At 52.7% G+C, this 20,893-nt stretch carries 24 protein-coding genes; 8 read left to right on the top strand and 16 right to left on the bottom strand.

Translation table 11 applies throughout. The features are described 5' to 3' along the window. Window positions 1–46: 46 nt before the first annotated feature. The 3 genes from HX824_RS14855 to HX824_RS14845 all read right to left on the bottom strand — a co-directional run bounded on the left by HX824_RS14855 (window position 47) and on the right by HX824_RS14845 (window position 2,088). Window positions 47–589, bottom strand: a complete 543-nt coding sequence (locus tag HX824_RS14855; protein ID WP_256347008.1) for a nucleotidyltransferase family protein — start codon at window positions 587–589, stop codon at window positions 47–49. Then, window positions 590–1,618, bottom strand: coding sequence for a hypothetical protein (locus HX824_RS14850; protein ID WP_177054737.1), 1,029 nt, complete (start codon window positions 1,616–1,618; stop codon window positions 590–592). Between the two features lie 176 nt (window positions 1,619–1,794). Then, complete coding sequence (locus HX824_RS14845) at window positions 1,795–2,088, bottom strand: DUF6124 family protein (protein WP_102604487.1); 294 nt, start codon at window positions 2,086–2,088, stop codon at window positions 1,795–1,797. 221 nt (window positions 2,089–2,309) lie between these two features. Between HX824_RS14845 and HX824_RS32605 the strand changes: the two genes are divergently transcribed. Continuing rightward, complete coding sequence (locus HX824_RS32605; protein ID WP_146013706.1) at window positions 2,310–2,567, top strand: hypothetical protein; 258 nt, start codon at window positions 2,310–2,312, stop codon at window positions 2,565–2,567. Here HX824_RS32605 and HX824_RS32600 read toward each other — a convergent pair. Continuing rightward, on the bottom strand, window positions 2,564–2,857 hold the full coding sequence (locus tag HX824_RS32600) for a DUF6124 family protein (protein WP_102604489.1): 294 nt from the start codon (window positions 2,855–2,857) through the stop codon (window positions 2,564–2,566). The genes HX824_RS32605 and HX824_RS32600 overlap by 4 nt on opposite strands. Before the next feature lie 830 nt (window positions 2,858–3,687). Between HX824_RS32600 and HX824_RS14835 the strand changes: the two genes are divergently transcribed. Further along, window positions 3,688–3,936, top strand: a complete 249-nt coding sequence (locus HX824_RS14835; protein WP_177054736.1) for a carbohydrate porin — start codon at window positions 3,688–3,690, stop codon at window positions 3,934–3,936. A gap of 300 nt (window positions 3,937–4,236) precedes the next feature. Here HX824_RS14835 and HX824_RS14830 read toward each other — a convergent pair whose 3' ends face one another. Beyond that, entirely contained in the window at window positions 4,237–5,085 is an 849-nt protein-coding gene (locus HX824_RS14830) for a hypothetical protein (RefSeq protein ID WP_177054735.1), read from the bottom strand. 147 nt (window positions 5,086–5,232) lie between these two features. Here HX824_RS14830 and HX824_RS14825 point away from each other — a divergent pair, with 147 nt between their 5' ends. The 3 genes from HX824_RS14825 to HX824_RS14815 all read left to right on the top strand — a co-directional run bounded on the left by HX824_RS14825 (window position 5,233) and on the right by HX824_RS14815 (window position 6,717). After that, a complete protein-coding gene (locus HX824_RS14825; RefSeq protein WP_177054734.1) occupies window positions 5,233–5,397 on the top strand; it encodes a hypothetical protein in 165 nt (54 codons plus the stop codon). 104 nt (window positions 5,398–5,501) lie between these two features. After that, window positions 5,502–5,702, top strand: coding sequence for an AlpA family transcriptional regulator (locus HX824_RS14820; RefSeq protein WP_008436723.1), 201 nt, complete (start codon window positions 5,502–5,504; stop codon window positions 5,700–5,702). A gap of 358 nt (window positions 5,703–6,060) precedes the next feature. Further along, the gene (locus tag HX824_RS14815) at window positions 6,061–6,717 is read left to right on the top strand and encodes an inovirus-type Gp2 protein (RefSeq protein ID WP_047335636.1); all 657 of its coding nucleotides are present in this window, start codon (window positions 6,061–6,063) and stop codon (window positions 6,715–6,717) included. Window positions 6,718–6,816: 99 nt separating this feature from the next. Here HX824_RS14815 and radC read toward each other — a convergent pair whose 3' ends face one another. From radC to HX824_RS14790, 6 genes are all read right to left on the bottom strand, one after another. Beyond that, the gene (gene radC / locus HX824_RS14810) at window positions 6,817–7,314 is read right to left on the bottom strand and encodes a DNA repair protein RadC (RefSeq protein WP_016973819.1); all 498 of its coding nucleotides are present in this window, start codon (window positions 7,312–7,314) and stop codon (window positions 6,817–6,819) included. 46 nt (window positions 7,315–7,360) lie between these two features. Further along, window positions 7,361–8,284, bottom strand: a complete 924-nt coding sequence (locus HX824_RS14805; protein WP_177054733.1) for a hydrolase or metal-binding protein — start codon at window positions 8,282–8,284, stop codon at window positions 7,361–7,363. Between the two features lie 106 nt (window positions 8,285–8,390). After that, window positions 8,391–9,395, bottom strand: a complete 1,005-nt coding sequence (locus HX824_RS14800; protein WP_169893880.1) for a YqaJ viral recombinase family protein — start codon at window positions 9,393–9,395, stop codon at window positions 8,391–8,393. 112 nt (window positions 9,396–9,507) lie between these two features. Continuing rightward, entirely contained in the window at window positions 9,508–10,476 is a 969-nt protein-coding gene (locus tag HX824_RS14795) for a DUF932 domain-containing protein (protein ID WP_016973816.1), read from the bottom strand. 66 nt (window positions 10,477–10,542) lie between these two features. Next, complete coding sequence (locus HX824_RS32595; protein WP_008436736.1) at window positions 10,543–10,872, bottom strand: hypothetical protein; 330 nt, start codon at window positions 10,870–10,872, stop codon at window positions 10,543–10,545. Window positions 10,873–11,429: 557 nt separating this feature from the next. Continuing rightward, window positions 11,430–12,371, bottom strand: coding sequence for a helix-turn-helix domain-containing protein (locus HX824_RS14790; protein ID WP_177054732.1), 942 nt, complete (start codon window positions 12,369–12,371; stop codon window positions 11,430–11,432). Window positions 12,372–12,498: 127 nt separating this feature from the next. Here HX824_RS14790 and HX824_RS14785 point away from each other — a divergent pair, with 127 nt between their 5' ends. Continuing rightward, window positions 12,499–13,230 (top strand): DJ-1/PfpI family protein, encoded by a 732-nt coding sequence (locus HX824_RS14785; protein ID WP_177054731.1) that lies wholly within the window; start codon window positions 12,499–12,501, stop codon window positions 13,228–13,230. Window positions 13,231–13,526: 296 nt separating this feature from the next. On the opposite strand, the gene HX824_RS14780 is transcribed toward HX824_RS14785, so the two are convergent. Then, window positions 13,527–14,495 carry a GlxA family transcriptional regulator gene (locus HX824_RS14780; protein WP_016973813.1) on the bottom strand — a complete coding sequence of 323 codons (969 nt, stop codon included), beginning with the start codon at window positions 14,493–14,495 and terminating at the stop codon, window positions 13,527–13,529. Window positions 14,496–14,928: 433 nt separating this feature from the next. On the opposite strand from HX824_RS14780, the gene HX824_RS14775 reads away from it, so the two are divergent. Then, window positions 14,929–15,315: a nuclear transport factor 2 family protein gene (locus tag HX824_RS14775; protein ID WP_016973812.1), complete on the top strand. Its 387-nt coding sequence runs from the start codon at window positions 14,929–14,931 to the stop codon at window positions 15,313–15,315. A gap of 339 nt (window positions 15,316–15,654) precedes the next feature. On the opposite strand, the gene HX824_RS14770 is transcribed toward HX824_RS14775, so the two are convergent. The 4 genes from HX824_RS14770 to HX824_RS14755 form a co-directional block, all read right to left on the bottom strand. After that, window positions 15,655–16,137 carry a copper chaperone PCu(A)C gene (locus HX824_RS14770; protein ID WP_177054730.1) on the bottom strand — a complete coding sequence of 161 codons (483 nt, stop codon included), beginning with the start codon at window positions 16,135–16,137 and terminating at the stop codon, window positions 15,655–15,657. Further along, on the bottom strand, window positions 16,137–16,742 hold the full coding sequence (locus HX824_RS14765) for an SCO family protein (protein ID WP_016973810.1): 606 nt from the start codon (window positions 16,740–16,742) through the stop codon (window positions 16,137–16,139). The genes HX824_RS14770 and HX824_RS14765 overlap by 1 nt, the downstream gene beginning before the upstream one ends. A 367-nt stretch (window positions 16,743–17,109) precedes the next feature. After that, entirely contained in the window at window positions 17,110–17,850 is a 741-nt protein-coding gene (locus HX824_RS14760) for an SDR family oxidoreductase (protein WP_016973809.1), read from the bottom strand. A gap of 264 nt (window positions 17,851–18,114) precedes the next feature. Continuing rightward, window positions 18,115–19,104 (bottom strand): GlxA family transcriptional regulator, encoded by a 990-nt coding sequence (locus HX824_RS14755; RefSeq protein ID WP_016973808.1) that lies wholly within the window; start codon window positions 19,102–19,104, stop codon window positions 18,115–18,117. 356 nt (window positions 19,105–19,460) lie between these two features. Here HX824_RS14755 and HX824_RS14750 point away from each other — a divergent pair, with 356 nt between their 5' ends. After that, window positions 19,461–20,735: an MFS transporter gene (locus HX824_RS14750; protein ID WP_177054729.1), complete on the top strand. Its 1,275-nt coding sequence runs from the start codon at window positions 19,461–19,463 to the stop codon at window positions 20,733–20,735. Window positions 20,736–20,893 lie beyond the last annotated feature (158 nt).

Raw genomic sequence — 20,893 nt, 5'->3', positions numbered from 1 at the left:
AATAATTCGTGAATGAATGTGAGGTTTTTGTAGGGTCAGGGTTGTTTCAGCAGTGCCAGTGGGTTAGCCAGCGTTTGGAGGTGATGCGTTGTTGGTAGATGGCGTGTTTTTCCTGGGTAAAGCGGGGCGTGGGTTTGAGTTGGAGATTGAACAGGTCTTCCAGGCCGAGAGGGGCTGAAACTTCACATAGGTCTTCTGCGGTTCTCCTGACGGCTACTGCGGTGGCGGTCTCGGGCCAGAAGCGCATGGCGTCGCTGGCGTTGCGATAGGGCGCATCGCCGTTGCGCAGGTGCATGCGGGCCTGGTTTTTGACGGACCAGTCGATGGAGGGTTCTGCTGCGTGTAAGAGAGCTTCGAGGCGGCGGTCTTCGACGGGGTCGGTGCAGGTGGCGTCGAACCACAGTACGTCGACGTCACCGGTCAGTGGTGATAGGGGGCGACCGTGGAGGTGATCCCATACCGCGTTGCGTACGAAGCCGGCGCCGATCCAGCAGTCGGGGAGGGCGAGGGAGCGGACGACGGCCAGTAGGTGCCAGCGTTGGACATCGCTGCTGATCAGTGTCTGGACCATCGTATGCTGGTCACGCATTCAAGGCGTCTTCAAGCTGGCAAGTGTGGCTTTACCCTTGGCCGACAAAACAGGTTCCAACTGCTCCCAGGTGAAACTCAGGTCATTGTCGCAACCGTCGCCATTTGCCGGCGTCGACAGCTTCATGCCTTGAGTGTCGAAGCTCAGGTCGAAGCTCGAGTAACTGGTGATCGCCGGGCAACCTTCATCGGTGGTGGTTTGCTTCTCCAGCCATGCGCTGAAGTTGGCGGGCAGTTTCAGATGGCCGGAGTAAGCGTCATACCATTCCTGGTTCCCGCCGAGCCAAGTCCATGGGTCAACGCTTTCGCCGGTTTGCAGGTTCCAGGAATGCAGCCCCCAACTGATACCCCTGGCGCCCGTGCCGGCGGCCCATCGGTAAAACCTGACGGTGATCCACTGGGATGACCAGTACGTGGGTTCGACGCTGATTTCGCTGGTATAGGCCGCACCGTTGCGTCCAAGGTATTCCCGTCGTTCGCTGAAGTAGTCGGCTTGACCATCGGCGCTGATGGCCAGGCTCGCCAATTGCCGGTTGATCTTCTGAATTGCCGGGCTGTCGCCCTCAAGCTTGAGCGTCACCTGGGCGCCCTGGGTCTTTAGCTGGTAGCTGTGCCCGGCGAAGGACTGCTTCTGCGTCTTGACCGGTAGGGGCGAGGTTTCCATGGGCGTGTTGTACGCATCGCTGGCGCAACCTTCGGGTGGCGTTGCTACGCGCTGCAATGCCAGGGGCAGTGGATTGCTGCCCTTGGTCTTACTCCAGGAACCTTTCAGGGAATCGCCCTGTGGCGTCTCCAATTGCCAGACGCCGCTGTTGCCTTCTTCGGCCCAGGTAGCATCGGGTGTTTCCTGCGTGAGCTGGATCGGTGTCAGGAATCGCTGGTAATAGTAACTGCCGCCGGTATTGGGCGCGGCGTTGAAACAGGCGGTGATCGGCGTCTTGCCGAGCGTGCCTTGCCAGACCCCTGCGAGGTCGGCGTTGGCGAGTGTGGATAGCGTGGCGAGGGCCAGGAATAAACAGGGCTTGAGCATGAGGTATCGGACTTCCGGTTGTCTGATAGGTGGTTTCAGGTGGGGCGGTGTTGGGTACGGGATGGAGAAGTATCACAACCATCCCCAATAGAAAAAGGTGACGGATTTATTTTCGAAGAAAATAGCCCGCTCACCCTTTGGTTACTTTTTGGCGCTTTCCTGCTGGGTCGCTATTTTTAATACTCGGAAGCCGTCCTTTCCTGCGTTTTCGAGTCTGCCGTTGGCACGAGAATGTCCAGTGCGCGCGTCACCAGCAACTCGCCCAAGACACTCAATTGCTGAGTGGCCAGAAGTTTATGGCGAAAGGCGCCATCAAGTTCGAAAGCCAGGTCAGTAGTGAGCGCGTTTAGCGAGGCGAGGGTTTCGCAGGCCTGTACTAGAAGGGTTTCGGGGTCGATGCCTTGGGCGATGCAGAAGATATCCGCGCCGGGGTGGTTCGAGCATGGAGGATTGGGAGTGATCTTTTTCATGGTGACGCTCCTACACTGGTGACGGGAGCTGCCATCCCCTGCTGTCAAACAGGGTTGGGTGGCAGCTGTACGCGGGTTGACAGACCGGAAGTGTAGGAACCCGGCGCACCCGAAGATGCCCCACGCACAGCCGCCATGAACGAAGCGGAATGCGCGAGGCATGCCGACTTATCAAGGGGAGTGAAAGGTTACACTTTTCGGCCTGTCAAAGCCGGTTGCTGATGAGCAGCAACCAGAGAAGGCTATCTTCGTGGGGTGGCTCGCGCCAGTTCATGCAGGGCGCGATGACTTGCGGGAAAAATCCGAAGGTCCATTCGGCGGTGTGTTTACAGGAGCCCAGAAACAACAAAATCAGCACAAGGCGGGTTTTGGTGGTGCTTCGTATTTGGAAAAAAGTGACGGATTTATTTTCGAAGAAAATAGCCCGCTCACCCTTTTTTTATTTTTTGGCGCTTTCCCGCTGGATCGCTATTTTTTAATCCTCGGAAGACGTCTTTCCCTGGATTTTCGAGTCTGCCGTTGGCACAAGAATGTCCAGTGCGCGCGTTACCAGCAACTCGCCCAAGACACTCAATTGCTGAGTGGCCAGAAGCTTATGGCGAAAGGCTCCGTCAAGTTCGAAAGCCAGGTCAGTAGTGAGCGCGTTTAGCGAGGCAAGGGTTTCGCAGGCCTGTACGAGCAGGGTTTCGGGGTCGATGCCTTGAGCGATGCAGAAGATATCCGTGCAGGATTGGCCCGGGCTCGGAGGATTGGGACTGTTGTTTTTCATGAGTGCAACTCCTTGATTGGTGGAGTCGCCAGACATCGCTGCTAAACGAAAAGGGTGGCGACCGTACGCGGGTTAGCAGACCAGGAATCAAGGAACCCAGCGCACTCGAAAGTGCCCCACGCACAGCCGCCATAACGCGGACAAGCGGACGCAAGATGCTTCGTTTGAACGGATGGTGGCATTGCATGCCTTGATATTAACCGAGCTGCTAAACCCGGTCGCTGATTTTGCAGCGACGTTTCAAGGCTAGTCGTGTCGATTGATGAGCACCAGTTCATCAAGGGCGCGATGGCTTGCGGGAAAAATCCGAAGGCTCATTCGGCGGTGTGTTTCCAGGAGCCCAGAAACAGCAAAACCTGCACGAAGCGGGTTTTGGTGGTGCTTCGTATGTAGTGCCGGGGTAATCTGAATTGATTCTATAACATGTTGATTATTATAGATTGTTTTCGGTTAAATTTTTTATTGGAATACCTTTTGGAATACCATTCGCGAATCTTCTTAAATTCCTACCTTTGCGTCGATCAATGCTCAATTCCACAGCTGTTCGTCGGATCTCACTTTTGAGCGGAGCCAACGGCTTCTGATAGCCATTGCTGGCGATTGTGCATTCCTTCACTCGCTCTGGCGAGTCAGCACATGCCATATTGCCTTCGAGTACGGCAAATGGGCGGTCTCTACTACTTCCTGCTCCAACGCCCGGCGAATACCGCGTCGGCGGCTACTACAGTACCACCAAGGCTGACGATTTCTATCTTGCTGCGGACGTGGCACAGGAGCCGCTGAGCGATACAGGCTTCAAATCCCACAACAACAAACACGGCGCCTAGTGGGTGGTGCAGCATCAGGTCTACAAGGATGCGACCAACCCGGCACGGGCGCTGACCTTGTTTAGCGACGCCACTGTGCATGACAAGGCCACCAACAAGATCGATCGCTACATCCACCCGGGATGTTCTACATCCAAAGTGGAGCTTTACTACGACTTCCTGGTCAGCAAGTGGCTGACAGCGCGGCCAAACATTCAATACGTGGTGAGTCCTGGCGTCAACGATGTCGACAATGCCTGGATTGCCGGTTAGAAGTTTGAAACTACGTTGTAGTGCAAGATGTGCCAGGTTTGGCGCTGGGCCCAGTTTCTTTGCCTGCGTGAGTTATGAGAGCCCATACTAGTTCAGTCGGGGAGGACGGACCCAGGCCGTACAATATGCTCTGCATAACAGCTGCGTCACAGCATGGATTGGCACGATGTAGAGCATGTAAATAGAGAGCAGCCATTGTATCGCTCTCTTGAGCTAGATCCTGCTGGGGCGGAAAATAATCCGAGAGTGAGGTCGGGTCTTGACCGGAGATCTATCAGGTATCTATTTCTGCAAAGTCCACTAATCTTGATTGAGTAGTTTGGAGTTTTTCAGTTTTTCAGCAATGTACGTAGCGTTTATCTCTTCTTGCGCTATGAGGATTTCTATTGCTCGAGCACGACTGATTTCATGTTGTTCGCATATTTTGTCTAAACTTCGAATGGCCTTGTCGGAAAGTATAAAGTTGTACTGAGACTTTCCTGATAGGTTGCTTCTGTATTTTTGCTGGCTCCATCGTGCTTTAATTTTAGTAAGGTAGAGCTCTCTTTGTTCGTTGATGATAAGGTTTTCGTCAAAATATATTAAAAGGTCTTCATAGTCTTCAAATGGGGGGCGTGAGAGATTGAGTTGAGTGTTCTTTGTAAGCCATTCCCACGCGAGCAAGATTTTTTGGTTGTCGTCTTTAAACCATCTGAAAGGTTTGTCAGTGTTTTTTTGTGATCTCCACAGTTCCTCTATGTTCTTTAGTTCAATACGCTTGTAGGTGATGTCGGCTTCCCAGCAGTCTGCGATGTAATACAGCCTGTCTATTCCATGTAGGTTTGTTGGGATCATGAATGGAATAAGTCCTGAAGCGCTAAGTAATCGATTACTTACCCATGAGATTTGGCGTTTGCCCTCATGTATCCACTTGAAGTGATCCTGATGAAGTAGTTTTGCCGCTTCCTGTTGTTTCAAAGTCTCAGCGATGTGTGGGTTTAAGCTCAAGCACTCTGCGATTATGTTGCGCATCTCTCGCGGCGCTCTGTCGAGGGGGCCAATATTGAGCCCGTATTCTTGGAGGCGTTTCCATAGCCAAATATCCCTGCGGTCATTGACTAAATTGTCTCCCCAGAGCTGAGAAAGATTATCATTGATTCTGATGGCCATTTTATAAGTCTTCTAGAAAAAATTCAGTAGCGTTATAGCACAAACATAGAGATTTTGCATGAGTTTTATAGTGTTTAGCTAGAATATTTATAGTAGATATTTTTGATGATAGGGCCGAAATTATGCGGTGTTTAAGGCATCAGCACCATGGAGGTCGCCCAACTGAGCACCCGTGAACAAGCCGCTGAAGTGCTGCTGGGCCTGAACCGCCTTGAGGTCAACAAGGGGCGGCTGCCGAAAGGTCTTCAAAAATCCGTCAACGCCGCCGCCCATGGCAAGGAAGGGTCGCTTCTTACCATGTCCGTTCTCTAGCCTCTGAGTGGTTCATTGACTCGCCAGTAGACAGGAGTTTCGTGGCCCTCAGTAAAGTTCTACTGACCTTGCCAATCCTCTGGACGAATACAGGAGATGCGTTCATGAGGATAATTCGATTGAAAGAGGTCATGGATCTAACTGGCCTTGCTAGATCTACGATTTACAAGTTTATTTCGGGAGATTCATTTCCCAAACCTATTTCCTTGGGGGACCGTTGTGTAGGTTGGCTGGAAAGTGAAGTTCACGATTGGATACTAAGTAAAGTTAAAGAGCGGGATCAGTTGGTGAAGAATGATGCTTGAGGATCTGCTGCGTTTGCCTTTGTGAATTTCACTGGCTCGGTTCTAGTTAACACCATGAAGGAACTTATCTTTCATGGTGTTTTTCCAGAGTTGTTGTTTCTCTGTAATGTATCTTTTTTAACAGGGCTTGTGGGTGTTTTATCTAGTGTCGTGCCGTCAGAAAGTTTCGGTATTGGTACTATGCTTATACAGTATCTCTATTGTGAGTTTGGCTTGTCTGTACTGGTTAGGTGTAGGGGTGTGTCGGAGGGAAGGTAGGCACTCTAAGCAGAGCAGTACTGTGCTCTACATTCTTAGGTGTAAGTAAAAATGTACTAGTGGGCCTGACTATATGAAACTAAATACTCGGAGCTCCATCATGGCTAGATATCCAGGCAACACGAACTTAACCCTTCATTACGAAGGTTCTTATCAAGGCCTGACCGTGCAAGTGGATAAGGGACCCTTCATCCAAGAGTACCTAAACCGTCTTCATCAGACGGTATCTCGAGCGCTTAATCAGTACCCTCGTGTGTTCGCATTCAGGTTTGACCTGCGGCTACCAGCTAACAATCAATTGCCCGATTACGCTTTCACGAACGAAGTTATTGACCGCTTCATCGAATCCTTTAAAGCCAAAATCAAGCACAATCGCCAAATGGCGAAACTTGTGAATAAGTACGCTCACGACACCAAGGTGCGTTACGTCTGGGCTAGGGAACAAGGGCAGCACGCGCGACCACATCATCACTTTGCGATCTTGCTGAACTACGATGCATTCAATGCGCTGGGTAAGCTCGAATCAGGCAGAGACAACATGTTTAATCGCTTGGAAGGAGCGTGGGCAAGCGCTTTAGGGTTATCAGTAGAGGCTGTCAGGGGATTGGTCGAGATTCCACAAAATCCTTACTATCACTTGTATCGCGACGAGATAGCCGGACAGGCAGCCTTCTTCCATCGTGCGAGCTACCTGTGTAAGTCGAGCACGAAGGTTTTTGGGGATGGTTCCCATGGTTTCGGGTGCAGCAGAACCTGAGCACAACGCTGAATCACGACAAAAAAATAGAAGGACACCGTGCCGACGACCACCCTGGCAATGCCAAAGGCGGTCCATCGGACGGTGTGTACATTGGAGTTAAAGGTAACCTCGTTCAGCCAGCGATACGCAGCCTTCATGACCTACAACGATGTGATCCAACGTCTGGGTGCCAATCATGCTGAGGGCGTTCTTGAGCGCCTGGGTTAGCGTGCGATCAGCTTGGCTGGGTTCAGGGTCGCCGGATGGATGGTTATGTACCAAAATCACCGCTGCCGCATTGTGCTCCAACGCAATCTTGACCACTTCTCGCGGGTAGACTCTGGCGCCATCCAGTGTGCCTCTGAATAGCTCCCTGAAGGCAATCACTCGATGTTTGCTGTCGAGCAGTAGTAGCGCAAAGACCTCGTGCTCGTGGTACTGCAGCAGTGTTTGCAGGTGGCTAAAAACCTGCTTTGGCTCCGTTAATGCCCGGCCTTTAGACAGACGGCTCATTGCCAATTGTTGTGCCATCTGCAGGATGTCAGCCTCGGTAACCGGGGATTCCATGACATAGGTACCGATTGTTTCACCGGCTATCAGCTTGTGATATTTCATTCGGGTATTCCTGAGCGAATAGGGAAGAACGCAGAAGAGTTGATGGCTACTGAACCGAAGACCTGCTTTTGTGCTGCGAGGCTCGCGATTCCAGCTTCTGGGCAAGTGAGGGTTTGGCAGGCGCTGCCGGTGGAGGGGGGTTGAGTTCTATACGGCTGGGCTGATCTTCAATGACAGGGAAGAACTCCTCGACGATGGCACCTGTGTCCTCCACGGTGTCCTCAAAGGCCCCATTGTTAAAACCCTGCCGTGCCGCTTGATCCAAGGCGCTCTGGTCAAAGCCTGCGGCTTGACGGGTCTCCTCCAATTGCTTGGCTGCAAGTAAGGCATCCTCCATGCCCAGACCGCTGCGTACCGTGATGTCTACGTAGAAAATCGGTACACCGTGGCTTTGGCGAGTGGACTTACCGCGAAGACGCAACTCCAGCGGCAAGCAGGCCAGTCGATCGCCGGAGATGGCTTGCAGATAATGCAGTCGCGCTGCGAGGGTGCGGATGCTGTTGTAGCCGGTAGTGCGAAAGACAAAGCTGCCAAGTGGATCGTCATCGCCAATCACCACGTTGAGCCGGCCGTAAGGTTTGCAGGCACTGCCTTGGGCCAGTGAACAGCCATCCGGGGAAGGGCAGGGCAACGACTGAACGCCATCCTTGGTCAGACGCTTGCAGGTCTCACCATTGCCGACGCACAGCGGGCGACCAGTGTTGCGGTCGAACAGGCTGTAGTCGGCTCGAAAGTTGAGGTCCGGCTCGTTGAACAGCAGCCGGATCGGAATGCTGCGCAGTTTGCCGTCCTGGCCATTACGCAGCTCCTCATTGAGGGGGTGCAGCAGCCAGCCGTCACGGCTCTGTACTTGGGAGGTAAGGGTGAATTGATCGTCCTTTTCCGGTAGACGCTTGCCGTTCTTTTCGACGAGCTTGCCAATGGATATTCGGCCCAAAATCGGCGGAGTGATGGCTAAACCTTTGAGCATGGGAGTTCTCCTGTATCTGAAATAAAAATGCCACCGAGACCGCGTAAACGGCCAGGGTGGCGTTGGAGAGAAAGGGCATGGGAATAAGGGAAGCGCGAGCGAGCGTTCAGGCCAGCAGAAAACGTCGACTGCCGGTTTTTGTGGTCGAGTAGCGTACTTGCAGGTGGGGTTTTTCTTTCAGCAGGCGGGGGATATCCAGGGCCGTGCTGTCTTTGGCTTTCTTCCACGTGATGCTGCCGGTTGCGAAGGTCGCCCGACTGGCATCGCCCATGGCCTGTTGCAACGTTTGCTTGAGCTGAGCTTCCTGCTTCTCCTGCAGAGCAATCGACTTGCGCACGTTCTGCAGTTCGGTAAAGGCCGTGCAGAGCAGTGTGTCGTGGCTAAAATCCAGGATTTGTCCATTGTCATGCGGATACAGACAGCGCAAAGCTTGCTCCGCCGAGGCAGAACCGTCTGCTGGCGGCGGGGTGTCACTGACGACGTAATCCCAGAAGAGCCGTTCCAGGTCAATCAACCGAGCTATCAGTGACTCATCGCGTTCAATGCGATGAATTTCCAGGTGCTGACCTCCGAGCAGTACCGCCACATCCGCCGCCTGCTTGCCAGTCACGGCCAACTGGTGAATGACCTGCAACTGCACATACTCGGGCACGCCTTCTTTCCAGAGACGTGCGCCGTTTATGCCGGCGGTTTTGCATTCGAGAATCTGCACTTCTGACGCACCGATAACCTCACGGTCGATATTGGCCAGCATCCAGGCCAGTTTGGGATCAGGATGCTGCAGAACCGCATTGACCCGGCGGACCCGATGACCGCTGCGCCGGGTGTAATGGGATGCGACAATCGGCTCCAGGATGTTGCCCCAGTACGCGGGGTTTTCCTCATCCTGCGGATCGATCATGGGCAGTAAAGTGTCACGCCCGGTTTTTTCCATCCAGAGTTCCAGCTGTGATTTATAAGGGTTCAGGCCCACAGCGGCGGCGGCATCCGAACTGCCGATGCCTTGCTTGCGCACGGTCAACCAGTCCTCACGCGGCAGTTGTTTGGTGCCGACCAAGCGTAAGGCAGGACGGGGTTTAGTTCTGAGATGTAGTAGGGATTGAGTGCTCATAATCATTTCCTTGAGGCATAAAAAACGCCCAACCAGCACGAAGCTGATCAGGCGTTTAGGGAGTGGAAGAACAGAATGGGGAAGGGGTTTATGAGGACAGTGAAAACTAGGCCTAAGCTGCAAGTTGTAGCGCCGCCTCCAGCGCCCGTTGCTTGAGCTGTGCTCCTTGCCCGAACCAGGCAGAGTCCATACGGTACTCGATGCTTCTCGCACGGCGTTCGTGGTCGACGTACTCCGTCACGGCGTTGAGCAGGCCCCAGGCGGTTCCTTGAGCTGACTCCAGGGTTGACCCGCGACCCTGACCTTCATACAGGCATTGCACCTTGCGTAGTGCCCGCTCGTTGGGAAGTACTGCCGGTAGTGGCATGTTCGGATTGGCATCACACAGCACGTTCATGAAGAATCCCATGGCTTCATGCCACTGAACTTTGCGTTCAGATAGCATTCGCATCCGGTGCATGAAGTTGTCCCATTGCGAGACAGCGATACCGAGTTGCTTTTTTACTGCCTGTGGATCGAAGCGCGTGCTGTGCGGCACCTTGATCGCTTTGCACGAACCGTCCAGCGCAATAGTCAACGTGTTATTGCAAACTACCCGCACAGTTGTAGGTGTGGCCGTGGTAGCCAAGGTACCGTCACAGGAGGTGGCCAGCAGGAGATAACCATTGACCTGATCGTTGCCTTTCAAGGTCGTTCCTTGGCCAGTGCGGGCCAGCGCCCAAAACTTGCGACCGCCTTTGAGTACGCCGGCCGTTTCCAGCTCGTAGCCCGATACTTCAGTGAGGTCCCGATAGAACTCCAAGACCTCGCGCGGCTGCACGACTTGGTAGCGCTGAGAAACCACGGACAACGGGGCCTTAGTATCGGAGCGGTAGAGAACCTTCTGGTCAGGGAAGGTGTGAATTGAGCCAAGTGCACCGATGCTATCGGATTTGAAATGCACCGGGCTGTCCTGGATCTTCCAGTCCATACCCGCTTCGCGCTGCCAGATTTCGATGGGTTGTTTCGGAGAAAGGCGACTACCCAGACCGTGCCAGGGAGTTGCGCCAACATAAGCCATTTGTTCAATGAGATGAGCCATGGGAATAGGTCCTTTGACAAAGGGGAAGCCCCTGTTTGCATGAGAAACAGGGGCTGACTCGATGATTTAGCGATTAGCGCTGAAGCTGTAACCGCACTCTAGGCATTGATAGTTATTCAGTACCTTGTCATCGATCTGTTCACCGAGCGTGGCCCCGGCGATACCGCCAGCGACCCCTCCAAACAACCCCCCTAAAATCGCCCCAGCGACGCTCCCGATCGCGATGCCTATTGGGCCTCCGGCGACACCTAAAACAGCTCCAGCTTCGGCGCCGGACAGAGCGCCAGCTGTACCACTGGCGGCGCCGCCTGCGGCACCGATCAAACCGCCTGCTTGTTTCCCAATATTTTTCGTGACGATGCGTCCAGAGTTACAACTTGGGCAAGGGCTATACATACGCAGATCCTCTCAAATGATGAGCGTGCTAAGCGAAGTGCAGGCACGCCAAAATCCCAACTGCAGTCGATACAGGCGGGCGTTCATAGAGGTGATATAGGTCTGAAATATTTTTGATTATCCACGGGCGCACAGCCAATGGTCATACAGAATGGACGGTGGAAAGGCACTGGGCTGACCTGCGCGGCCTGGCAAGATCAGCAGTTGAACAGTGCGACACTCGAGCAGGAGGGAGTATGAGGCAAACCCGCCCTACAACTGACCGACTATCGGGTCTCTCGGACCAGAAATCCATTGATAGCGCCCAGCGTTACGACAGTAAAGACTCAGGCTAAGGTGCTGGCATATGGGCATGATTTTCTAGCATTTGTCCATGGGAAGTTCTTGATTCGCCGTAGTGAAACTACAGCGCTCCCATCCCGAATTTGTTGTGCCCCGAAAAATGTGCCGAGCGAGGTACTGTCATTGATCGCCAGCGGGATTGGCGATTGACGCATCAATGTGAGCGTGTCGGTCGTCCTGAAAATCCAAACCCATGGTCTGCGGGTATTTGGATTTTAGTTTACTGAGCTGAAACGACGACGGTACTCAGTTGGCGTGAGGCCAACGACTTTTCGGAACCGCGACCGGAAGGTCACCGCAGACCCGAATCCGGAAAGAAATGCCGTTTGATCAATCGATATCTCGCTCTCCTCAAGCAATGCACGCGCTCGATCAATACGAGCGGTCAGAAGCCACTGTAAAGGAGTAGTACCAGTCTGTTCTTGAAATCGCCGAGCGAAGGTGCGGGAGCTCATGTTGGCGCGAGCCGCAAGACTATCGACCGTGTGCGAACTGTTCAAATTGTCCCGTATCCATTCGATCAACGGCGCCAAGCTCGTAGGAGAGCCTGGAAGCTCCTGACGAATAAACTGGGCCTGACCACCATCACGGTACAGTGGCGCGACCGCTAGACGGGCAGTATTTGCCGCAACAGACTGACCATAATCGCGTCGCACGAGATGCAAACACATATCCAATCCTGCTGACGCACCCGCCGAAGTCACGATGCTACCTTCATCAACGAATAGAACATTAGGTTCTACTGTTATCTCTGGGTAAAGCCTGGCCAAGTCCTCGGCGAAGCGCCAATGCGTCGTGACGCGCTTTCCGCTTAGAAGACCGCTCGCGGCAAGGATAAAAACTCCTGTGCAGATTGACGCTAATCTTGCACCACGAGCATGTGCCTGGCGAAGAGCAATTCTTACCGCCTCTGGAACCTCTCCAAACGGGTCTTCACACCCGGGAATGACAATGGTGTGGGCGAGCTCAAGACGGTCGAGGCCGTACCGCACATGCATATCAAAACCAGTGGCCCGAATTGTCCGCTCGGGTGCGCACACCTCCACCTCGTAAGCTTTGCTCCCATCAACCTGAGAAGCCAAAGCGAAAACCTGATAAGCGATACCAAAGTCCAACGGCACCACGTCATTCAATACCAGAACCGCAATTTTATGCACGGCGTCGACCTCCGCTCTCACAATCAAAATAACTGGCAGAAAACGATCGTTTGATGTCGTTTAAGCCACTCACGTGTAGCGTCTTGCAGGAATACTCTTTAGTCAACTACGACGAGAGGAGACGGTAATGACTGATGAGCTGAGCAATAAGATTCAAGACCGCCAACTGCAGATTGGCATGGTAATTTTTCCTGGCTTTACTCTGCAGGATTTGGCTGGCCCACAGACGGCATTCGGCCTTCATGCCAAAACCCACATAATCTGGAAGACCCTGGAGCCCGTTCCCACGGATATGGGCGTCACCATGAACCCCACGATCACGATTGATGACGTTCCAGATAACCTGGACGTGCTGTTTGTCGCAGGTGGCGGAGGAACGCCTGAAATCATGAAGGACCAGGAGCTGCTCGATTTTATTGCTCGCGCAGGCAAGACTGCCACCTATGTAACCGCTGTATGCACAGGCTCTGTACTTCTTGCTATGGCGGGACTATTGGAGGGCTACCGTGCAGCGACCTATTGGCCTTTCTACGAACCCCTTATCGCACTGGGTATCGAACCGAGCTACGAACGGGTATGCGTCGACAGGAACCGAATCACAGGTGGCGGTGTAACGGCAGGTATCGACTTTGCGCTGAAGGTCATCGCCGAGCTTAAAGGCCAGGATGCGGCAGAGTTTACTCAGCTTGTGCTCGAGTACGACCCGCAGCCGACAATGAACTCGGGGAATCCACGTACCGCGCGGCCGGAGATCGTCGCACAGATAAAGGGGCTGTGGGGGAGAACTGACGAGGCTGTGAGAGTCGCGAATGAGCATATGAAGCGTCGAGCGCAGTTATCAAAACTAGCTCCCGCGTGATCGTTGCTCTGTAACATTGTTCTCGGCGGACCTTGATCAGTCATTTCTGCGCCATGCCGCGGGGTCGCTCTAGGGTCAGTTCCTAAGCTGGCGTCAAGTTCAAGCATATAGCCCCGCGCGTACCTACGCACGGGGGGTTTACGTTTAGAGTTGGCTCATTAGTGGCCCACTTGTAAGCACCCACGTGAATGCCATCTTTACAATCCTTCGCACGTTTCGGCTCCTTTTGAATGAATGGATTCAGCATTCTCAAGAGCCATAAGTCAGCGGGTGCATCCAGGATGAGTTCGGCTTCGCTATGTACCGCTATTGATTATCGAGCACTCAACACTCAACCGATTCTCGCGGCGGACATACTGCGGTGAATATCCATGCAGTCGAACGAACGCCCTACGCATTCGTTCTGGGTCAGTAAAACCGACCGCCTGAGCAATCTGCTCGATCGGCTCGCTGCCTTCTTGCAGACGTAAACACGCCGCTTCGACGCGCAAGCGTTCCACTGCTTTAGCTGGTGTTTCACCTGTCTCTCGGCGGAACGCTCGTCCGAATTGTCGCAGGCTCAATCTCGCCGCATCGGCGAGTCTCTCAATGGGCAACTCCTCGGCCAGATGCTCTCTCGCGAATTTCAGCGCAATACGGATGCGATCTGACTCTGGCTCCATTTGTGACATCGCGGAAAACTGTGACTGGCCACCAGGCCGTCGATATGGAACGACCAGCAATCTGGAGACATCGCGCGCTACATTCACGCCCATATCTTTCTCAATCAGGGCGAGGGCCAGATCGATCCCGGAAGCGATGCCGGCCGACGTCCAGATGTGCCCGTCCTCAATAAAAATATTGTCCCCCTCAACCTTGATGCGGGGAAAACGCGATTGCAGTAGTGCGGTGTGATTCCAGTGCGTCGTGGCCCGCCGATCGTTCAACAGCCCGATTTCCGCAAGCAAGAACGCCCCGGTGCACACGCTGGCGACTCGCGAAGCGTTGACGATCAATTGCCTTGCTGCGGCGAGATTCTCTGCTGTCAGCATTGGCTCGACTTCGCCACCCACAAAAATCACGGTGTCAAAGGTGTGCTGGCAAACTGGAGTAGTTTCGACCGGAAGGCCTGAATTACCAATAACCGATCCTCCGGAGTGCGATACGACACGAAGCTCATACGGCTTATGACCAACAGCCGTCGCCACTTGATTGAATGCAGACAGTGGCCCAGCAAGATCGAGGGCATCATGACCAGGGCAGACAAAAAATCCAATTCGGTACATCGCAGCTCAGCTCCAGCGTTTTAAGTCTCAGATTAACGGGAACCCTAGTGTAATACCACGGAGCCTGGCGCCCTTCATGGCTTTTAGTAGCGAGATTTATTGGCTTAAAGTGAGGGATAAACGTCGTTTTCGTTTCCCATACTCCTACGTAAAGTTGGTGACACGCACACCATGAGCGACGGTTGTAATGCTCGCTTTTACAGGTTCGCAGGCGGCGCAGTAGAGCACTAAGAATCACCAATGTTTTAGTCCAATGCTCGTAAGGCAACGGCTTGAGTACGCTTACTCAGGAGTGGGCCCGCTACGTATGAATGCATCGTCTCCAAGCCAGGGGAGGAGCACTCGTTGTAGCAAACATTTTGGTGATCGCGGTACGTGACTCTGCGAGGCCCATAAACACGCACATTTCGCTAGGCAGCTACGAGGGTTCAACATGACTTTGCATATAAAACCAGTCGCCACGACTGAATACGACGATGTAATTCAGGCAGCTCAAGCTTATATTGACGGTTATCGCTCTGGGGACATCGCTGGAATTGAGAAAGCCTTCCACGAAGACGCGATAATGTGGGGCTACACCGGCGATGAGCTGCTTCAAGGTCCAGCTGTTCCTGTATTTGCTAGTTTCTTCAAAGCACTGGGCGCTTCGCCGAACACCCGCAGTCGCCTGGATATCTTGGCTATCGCACCCACAGCTGCAGTTGTCCGAGTGGACATGGAGAATGACGTTTTGGGCGCGAGCTTCCACGACTTTCTTTCGCTGCTCAAGATCGACGGTCAGTGGAAAATAATCTCGAAGATATTCCAACGATACGCCTAAGCAAGCGACGGAGCCGCATCGGATAAATTTAGCCCGTCAGATGCAAGATCCTCTTCCTCTAAGCCGATGCTAAAAGGCTTGAACGCGCTAACCTGAGGTGCATCGCAACCAGACAAGGGTCGCGCGCGAGGTCACCTGAGATAAGCCAGCAATTTTTTGTTGTGTTACACGCACGAAGGTAGCTAAGGCAAAAAAACTCTTTGCCTTAGCTTCATGCCGAATCTACTCGATAAACGCGGCCAGCGAATCCGACAACGTGGCTGGCGGCGTCGCCCAGTTTAAACGCTCGTCACGGTCAGCCACTTTTATCTACTGGCGCTCATCGTTGAAACTATCGATTCATTTTGCGTCATCAGCCATATTTAAAGCTCGCGCGGTGGCCTCAACCTTGATCGATTCCTTCTCTCCCTTGGCATTCTCTACCGTAAGATTCACAAGCACCTGGTCACCTTCTTTTACCTGTTTCACCAGGTCAATAAGCATAATGTGATAGCTGTGGGGATCCAGGATGACTGCTTTGCCAGCAGGCAAGGCGACGAACTCTACTGGTTGCATGCGCATCACGTCGTTCTTGATTGTCGACTGGTGAACTTGCACGATTTTCGCCACCGGTGACTGGGCACTGAGCAGCTTGCTGTCGCTGCTTGCAGTTATCGTCATGAACGCACTAGTCGCTTGTTGTCCTGGCACTGTCGCGCGAACCCATGCGCCCTCTATCTGCGTTTGGGCTGAAACCTGGAAAGCCAGCCCTAGTAGAGAAAACCCAAGTACGATCTGTTTAACGTGTTGATTTATATTGGTCAAATCTGGACCTGAATACATTAGCAAATCTCCATGAGTGTAATCAGATCTTCTGCACATTGTTGTGCCGAAAGTGCTTGAGAAAATCCAAGGCGTAGCGTTCCTTGGTAGTCATACACATAGCTTGTCGATGAATGAGTAAGTGTATATGTTGACCCAATCGGTACTTTCTCGTAAAACACGCCAAACTCTTTGGCTGTAGCCGCTGTTTCTTCTAGCGTTCCGTAAAGAGCGATAAATGACGGATCAAAAGTTTTTACATAGGCGTCTAGGACGGCTGGTGAATCCCGCTCGGGATCGAGCGTAATAAAGATAACCTGAAGAAAGTAGCCGTCCTTATCCATCATTTTTTTGATTTTAACTGCACGAGCCAAGGCGGTGGGGCAGACTGCCGGACATTGAGTGAATCCAAAAAAAATCATGGGCATCACGCCTCGATAGCTTGAAAGCGTTCTTACCTCGCCGTCGGTGTCTTTTAGCCGGAATGTGCGCCCAAGAATTTTATTGCTTAAGTCTTTGCCGTATTTGTACGATAGCTCACCTCGGGTATCGCATCCTGCCAGCATGCCGATACCTAGAAGTCCCATACCTGAAATCACCTTGCGGCGAGTCAACAAAACGCTCATTGATTCAAGCCTCTTTATACGAAAAAACCAAAAATTGGATTAGCAAGTCTTCTTTGAATTATTACTTCATACATTGATCATGTGCTGCCGATGGATAAATACATCGGTTCAGGTCGAGCTGATCACTAGTGCGATTGAATTGAGGGTGTTGTCTCTAATGCTTTTGACGGCGCCTCAACTGTAAAACGTGGTTCGTCTAACCAGGCGTTCGCGAAAAGAAGATTTAAGTTCGCCGGCCACCCAACTAGAATGACTGCTGGAAATCAGCCCGAACTACCAAGTTCTTTAGCCCCGTAATGGCGTTCAGTCTTACTAGCAAGGTGTCTGGGGTAACTAGTCAGAGAGTCTGTAGGTAGATAAATCAGGACTACGCGTTTACGCCCCCGTCCACGCTTAACCCGGTGCCGGTGATGTGTTTAGCGCTTGGGCTTGCGATGAACGCGACCGCCACTGCGACATCCTTCCCAGTACCGTATCGGCCTAATGCTGAATGAGCCCTCATCGCATCGGCACCATCACCATCGGCTGGGTTCATATCAGTGTCCGTAGGTCCAGGATGCACAGTATTAACGGTGATGCCACGCGGTCCTAGCTCACGAGCAAGTCCTCGTGTAAAGGAAAGTAGGGAGGACTTGGACATGGAATAGACTGTGACCGATTCGAAGGCCACACGCTCCGCCAGACAGGAACCGATATTGATGATTCTTCCGCCCTCTCCAAGATAGGTAATGGCTGCTTGAGAAGCCAAGATCACTGCTCTAATGTTTACGGCGATGATCTGGTCTATCTGATCCAGCGGCATTGTCTCTAGCGGGCAAATAAAAGCGACGCCCGCATTGTTTACTAGTATGTCCAACCCTCCTAAAAGCCTAGCTGCCTCATGTACAGAACGCGTAGCTGCTTGGGGATCCGCACTATCGGCCTGGATAGGGAAGGCTTTAACACCCAATCCCTCAATTTCTCTGGCCAGTTCCTCCGCCGCATCCCCAGAGCGAACATAGCTGAAAGCAATATCAGCTCCTTTTTCTGCCAACTCGATAGCGATAGCTGCGCCAATACCACGTGCAGCGCCAGTGATGAATGCACGTTTGCCTGAAAGTTCTTTCATGACTGTCCCATTAGTAGATTTGAGATTTACCGCGACCATTCGGGGTCACTAAACCCAGAAGCTGAAGCTTAAGCGTCACTAGCGCTTTGCAAAACGACTTAGTCCCCTCGATTTACGCCATACGGTTTAGTCGAACTTGTTTCCCCTTCCGAAATTAGAATCTACTGATGAGGCGGCTTTAAGAGGAATAGACTTTCGGTACAGCGCTCAAATACGCCGTTGCAACGGGGATTGCGCCGAGCGCAATGAACCCTGAGCGGGCAGTTAAGACACTTCAGCCTCAACCGTAACCTCATAAGCGCTAACACCCTGATGTGCGGCCAGCCGTCTGATGCTTTGAGGAGGGTGCCCGATAACTCTGATGAAGGCTCTGCGCATCCGCTCCGGATCCTTGAAGCCAACCGAGTGTGCTATCAGTTCGATCGGTTCCGCCCCACGTTCAACGCGCAGCCTCGCGACCTCGACACGCAAACGCTCCACAGCTTTAGCGGGTGTTTCCCCCGTTTCCAGCAGAAAGGCTCGACCAAATTGGCGCAAGCTGAGGCAAGCAATTGATGCCAAATGCTCTGTTGATAGCTGTTCGTTTAGATGCTCTCGCATGTAGGAAAGCACCTCCCTCATGCGATCCGTCGTCGGCTCCATATCGGCCATGGCCGAAAATTGTGACTGCCCTCCTGGCCGACGGTGGTACACGACCATGGCGCGGGCGACCTCATGGGAAACAGCATTTCCCAGATCTTCCTCAATCATGGCCAGCGCCAGATCGATTCCCGCAGAGATGCCAGCAGACGTCCAGATGCCACCATCCTTCGTAAATATATGATTGGGCTGTACCCGCACCTTCGGAAAATTGCGTTGCAGTCGCGCGGTCTGCCTCCAGTGTGTAGTAGCCCTGCGACCGTCTAACAGGCCCGCCGAAGCCAATAGAAAAGCCCCGGTGCAAACACTCGCAACTCGCCTAGTACCTTTCGCGGCCGCATTAGCGAGGTGGTCCGACACCATGGGGAGGTCATAGGGTTTGGAAAAAGCCTTACCGCCGACCACTATCAACGTATCGTACGGGCTTGATCTGATCTTCTGACTCCTTACTTCTAGACCAGACGAACTCATCACAGGACCGCCCGACAACGAAACCACCGAACAGCAGTAGGGATCTGGTACCCCAATCTCTTTAGCGATCTCAAAGGCCGCCAGCGGACCGCTGAGATCCAGAATCTGAAACTCGGGAAAGACCAGGAAAGCGATGTCACGCATGGAATTACCTTCTTAAAAAATCATAGATCCTGCTCGGAATTACTGTTCCCCGCCAGCGTCCTATTGGCCGATTTTCGTAACGCTGGCCCCAAATCATCCTCTAAAAATTTTATGGCGAAAAGAGCAAAAAACCCTCAAAAAACGTCATCGTTTTTGTTCGCCTCTCAGTCCCGCTTCGCTATCAGCCTTCCTGTTTGTGACACCTGCTCCTAATGTAATCCGACGACCAAAAAGGAGGGAACTAAGTCCTTTCTCCCGCCATAAGTGACGTAGAGAATGCTCCAGTTTCTCAACAGGAGAGTCGTCATGGTTGTAAGGGCAGACAGCTCGAACCGTCTTGACTGGAGGCGGACACAATGAGCACATCAAAATTATCGGAAGACATTTCAGCGTTAGAAAAGTCATCAAGCCCGTCGAATGTGGCTGTGCTGGCAATAGCCCAGGGTTTGTTCACGGCAGCCATCGCAATCGATCTCACGTTGACCGGTTTGACGGGATATCAGCTCGCACCCGATAAATCGCTTGCGACTCTGCCCTTTGCACTCATCACCGTAGCAGGCGCGATTGCGACATATTTCGCCTCTACTCTGATGCAGAAAATAGGTAGGCGGCGTGGATTTGTACTAGGTGCCCTCACCGGCGCGATAGGCGGATTGATTTCCGTATGGGCAGTTTTCCTAAACTCTTTCTGGCTGTTTTGCATGGGGACAGCCGCCGTAGGTATTTTTCAAGCGTTTGCCCAGTATTACCGATTGGCTGCGACAGATTCGGAACCTGACAATCGCAAAGCGCGCGCGATCTCGTTGGTGCTTGCGGGCGGAGTGATCGCCGCTTTTCTTGGGCCTTTGTTGGCGAGTTGGAGCACAGATTTGTTCCCAGTCCTATTCGCCGGCTCGTACTTGATGGTATGCCTGCTGGGCCTTGCCTCCGCAGCATTACTTTGGCTGGGTTACCAAGATGCACTTCCAGAACCATTGGAACTGCATGACCACGAACAGCCGCCACGCAAATTACTCACAATATTCAAGCAACCTATTTCACTAGCGGCACTCTCGAATAACGTTATTGGCGGCGTGGTGATGATGTTCATCATGACCGCGACACCGCTGGCTGCTGTCGCCAGCAATCACTCCATAAATGATGGCGCCAGCATTATTCAATGGCATTTAGTGGGTATGTACGCGCCGTCACTATTCGCTGGGCGCCTGATTGCCCTATTCGGATTGCCTCCGATTTTATTCCTGGGAATGGCACTAAGTGCAGCTTGCGGATTGATTGCACAGTTTTCGGACAGCTTGACCGCGTTCTATATCGCGCTTCTTTTTTTAGGCGTCGGGTGGAATTTTATGTTTGTTGGTGGCACAACCTTATTGACTTCCTCCTACCACCCCTCCGAAAAGGCCAGGGTGCAGGGAGTGGCAGAGTTTATTCAATATACATTCACTGCATTTTCCACTTTGGCCGCCGGCCCTATATTGCAATTACTTGGCTGGAAGGGCATGAATAATATTGTTTTTCCGCTAATCGCGGTATCCGCGGTTATTACCTTAAGGTGGATGCGTGCCGACCGCAGAACAAAAATCGCCAATGGCGAACGCGTTCTAGACAATGAAAACAGGTCGATGACGTGATTTTTCACGCATGCCGTGCACTGTAAAAAAGTCGCGGTGTTGCTGGAGAAGCAAAAACCTTGGCTTCCAAGAAGCGCCATTTCATATTTCATGCGAATTAGCCATCGGAAGTTGGCATTCACACAACAGTCAAGCTAGAACAGGAATAAATTCGGAGT

The sequence above is a fragment of the Pseudomonas sp. D4002 genome (genome assembly GCF_013385665.1).
Lineage (GTDB): Bacteria > Pseudomonadota > Gammaproteobacteria > Pseudomonadales > Pseudomonadaceae > Aquipseudomonas.
The sequence above is the reverse complement of the archived record's forward strand: the minus strand, read 5'-3'. Positions and strand labels throughout refer to the sequence as shown.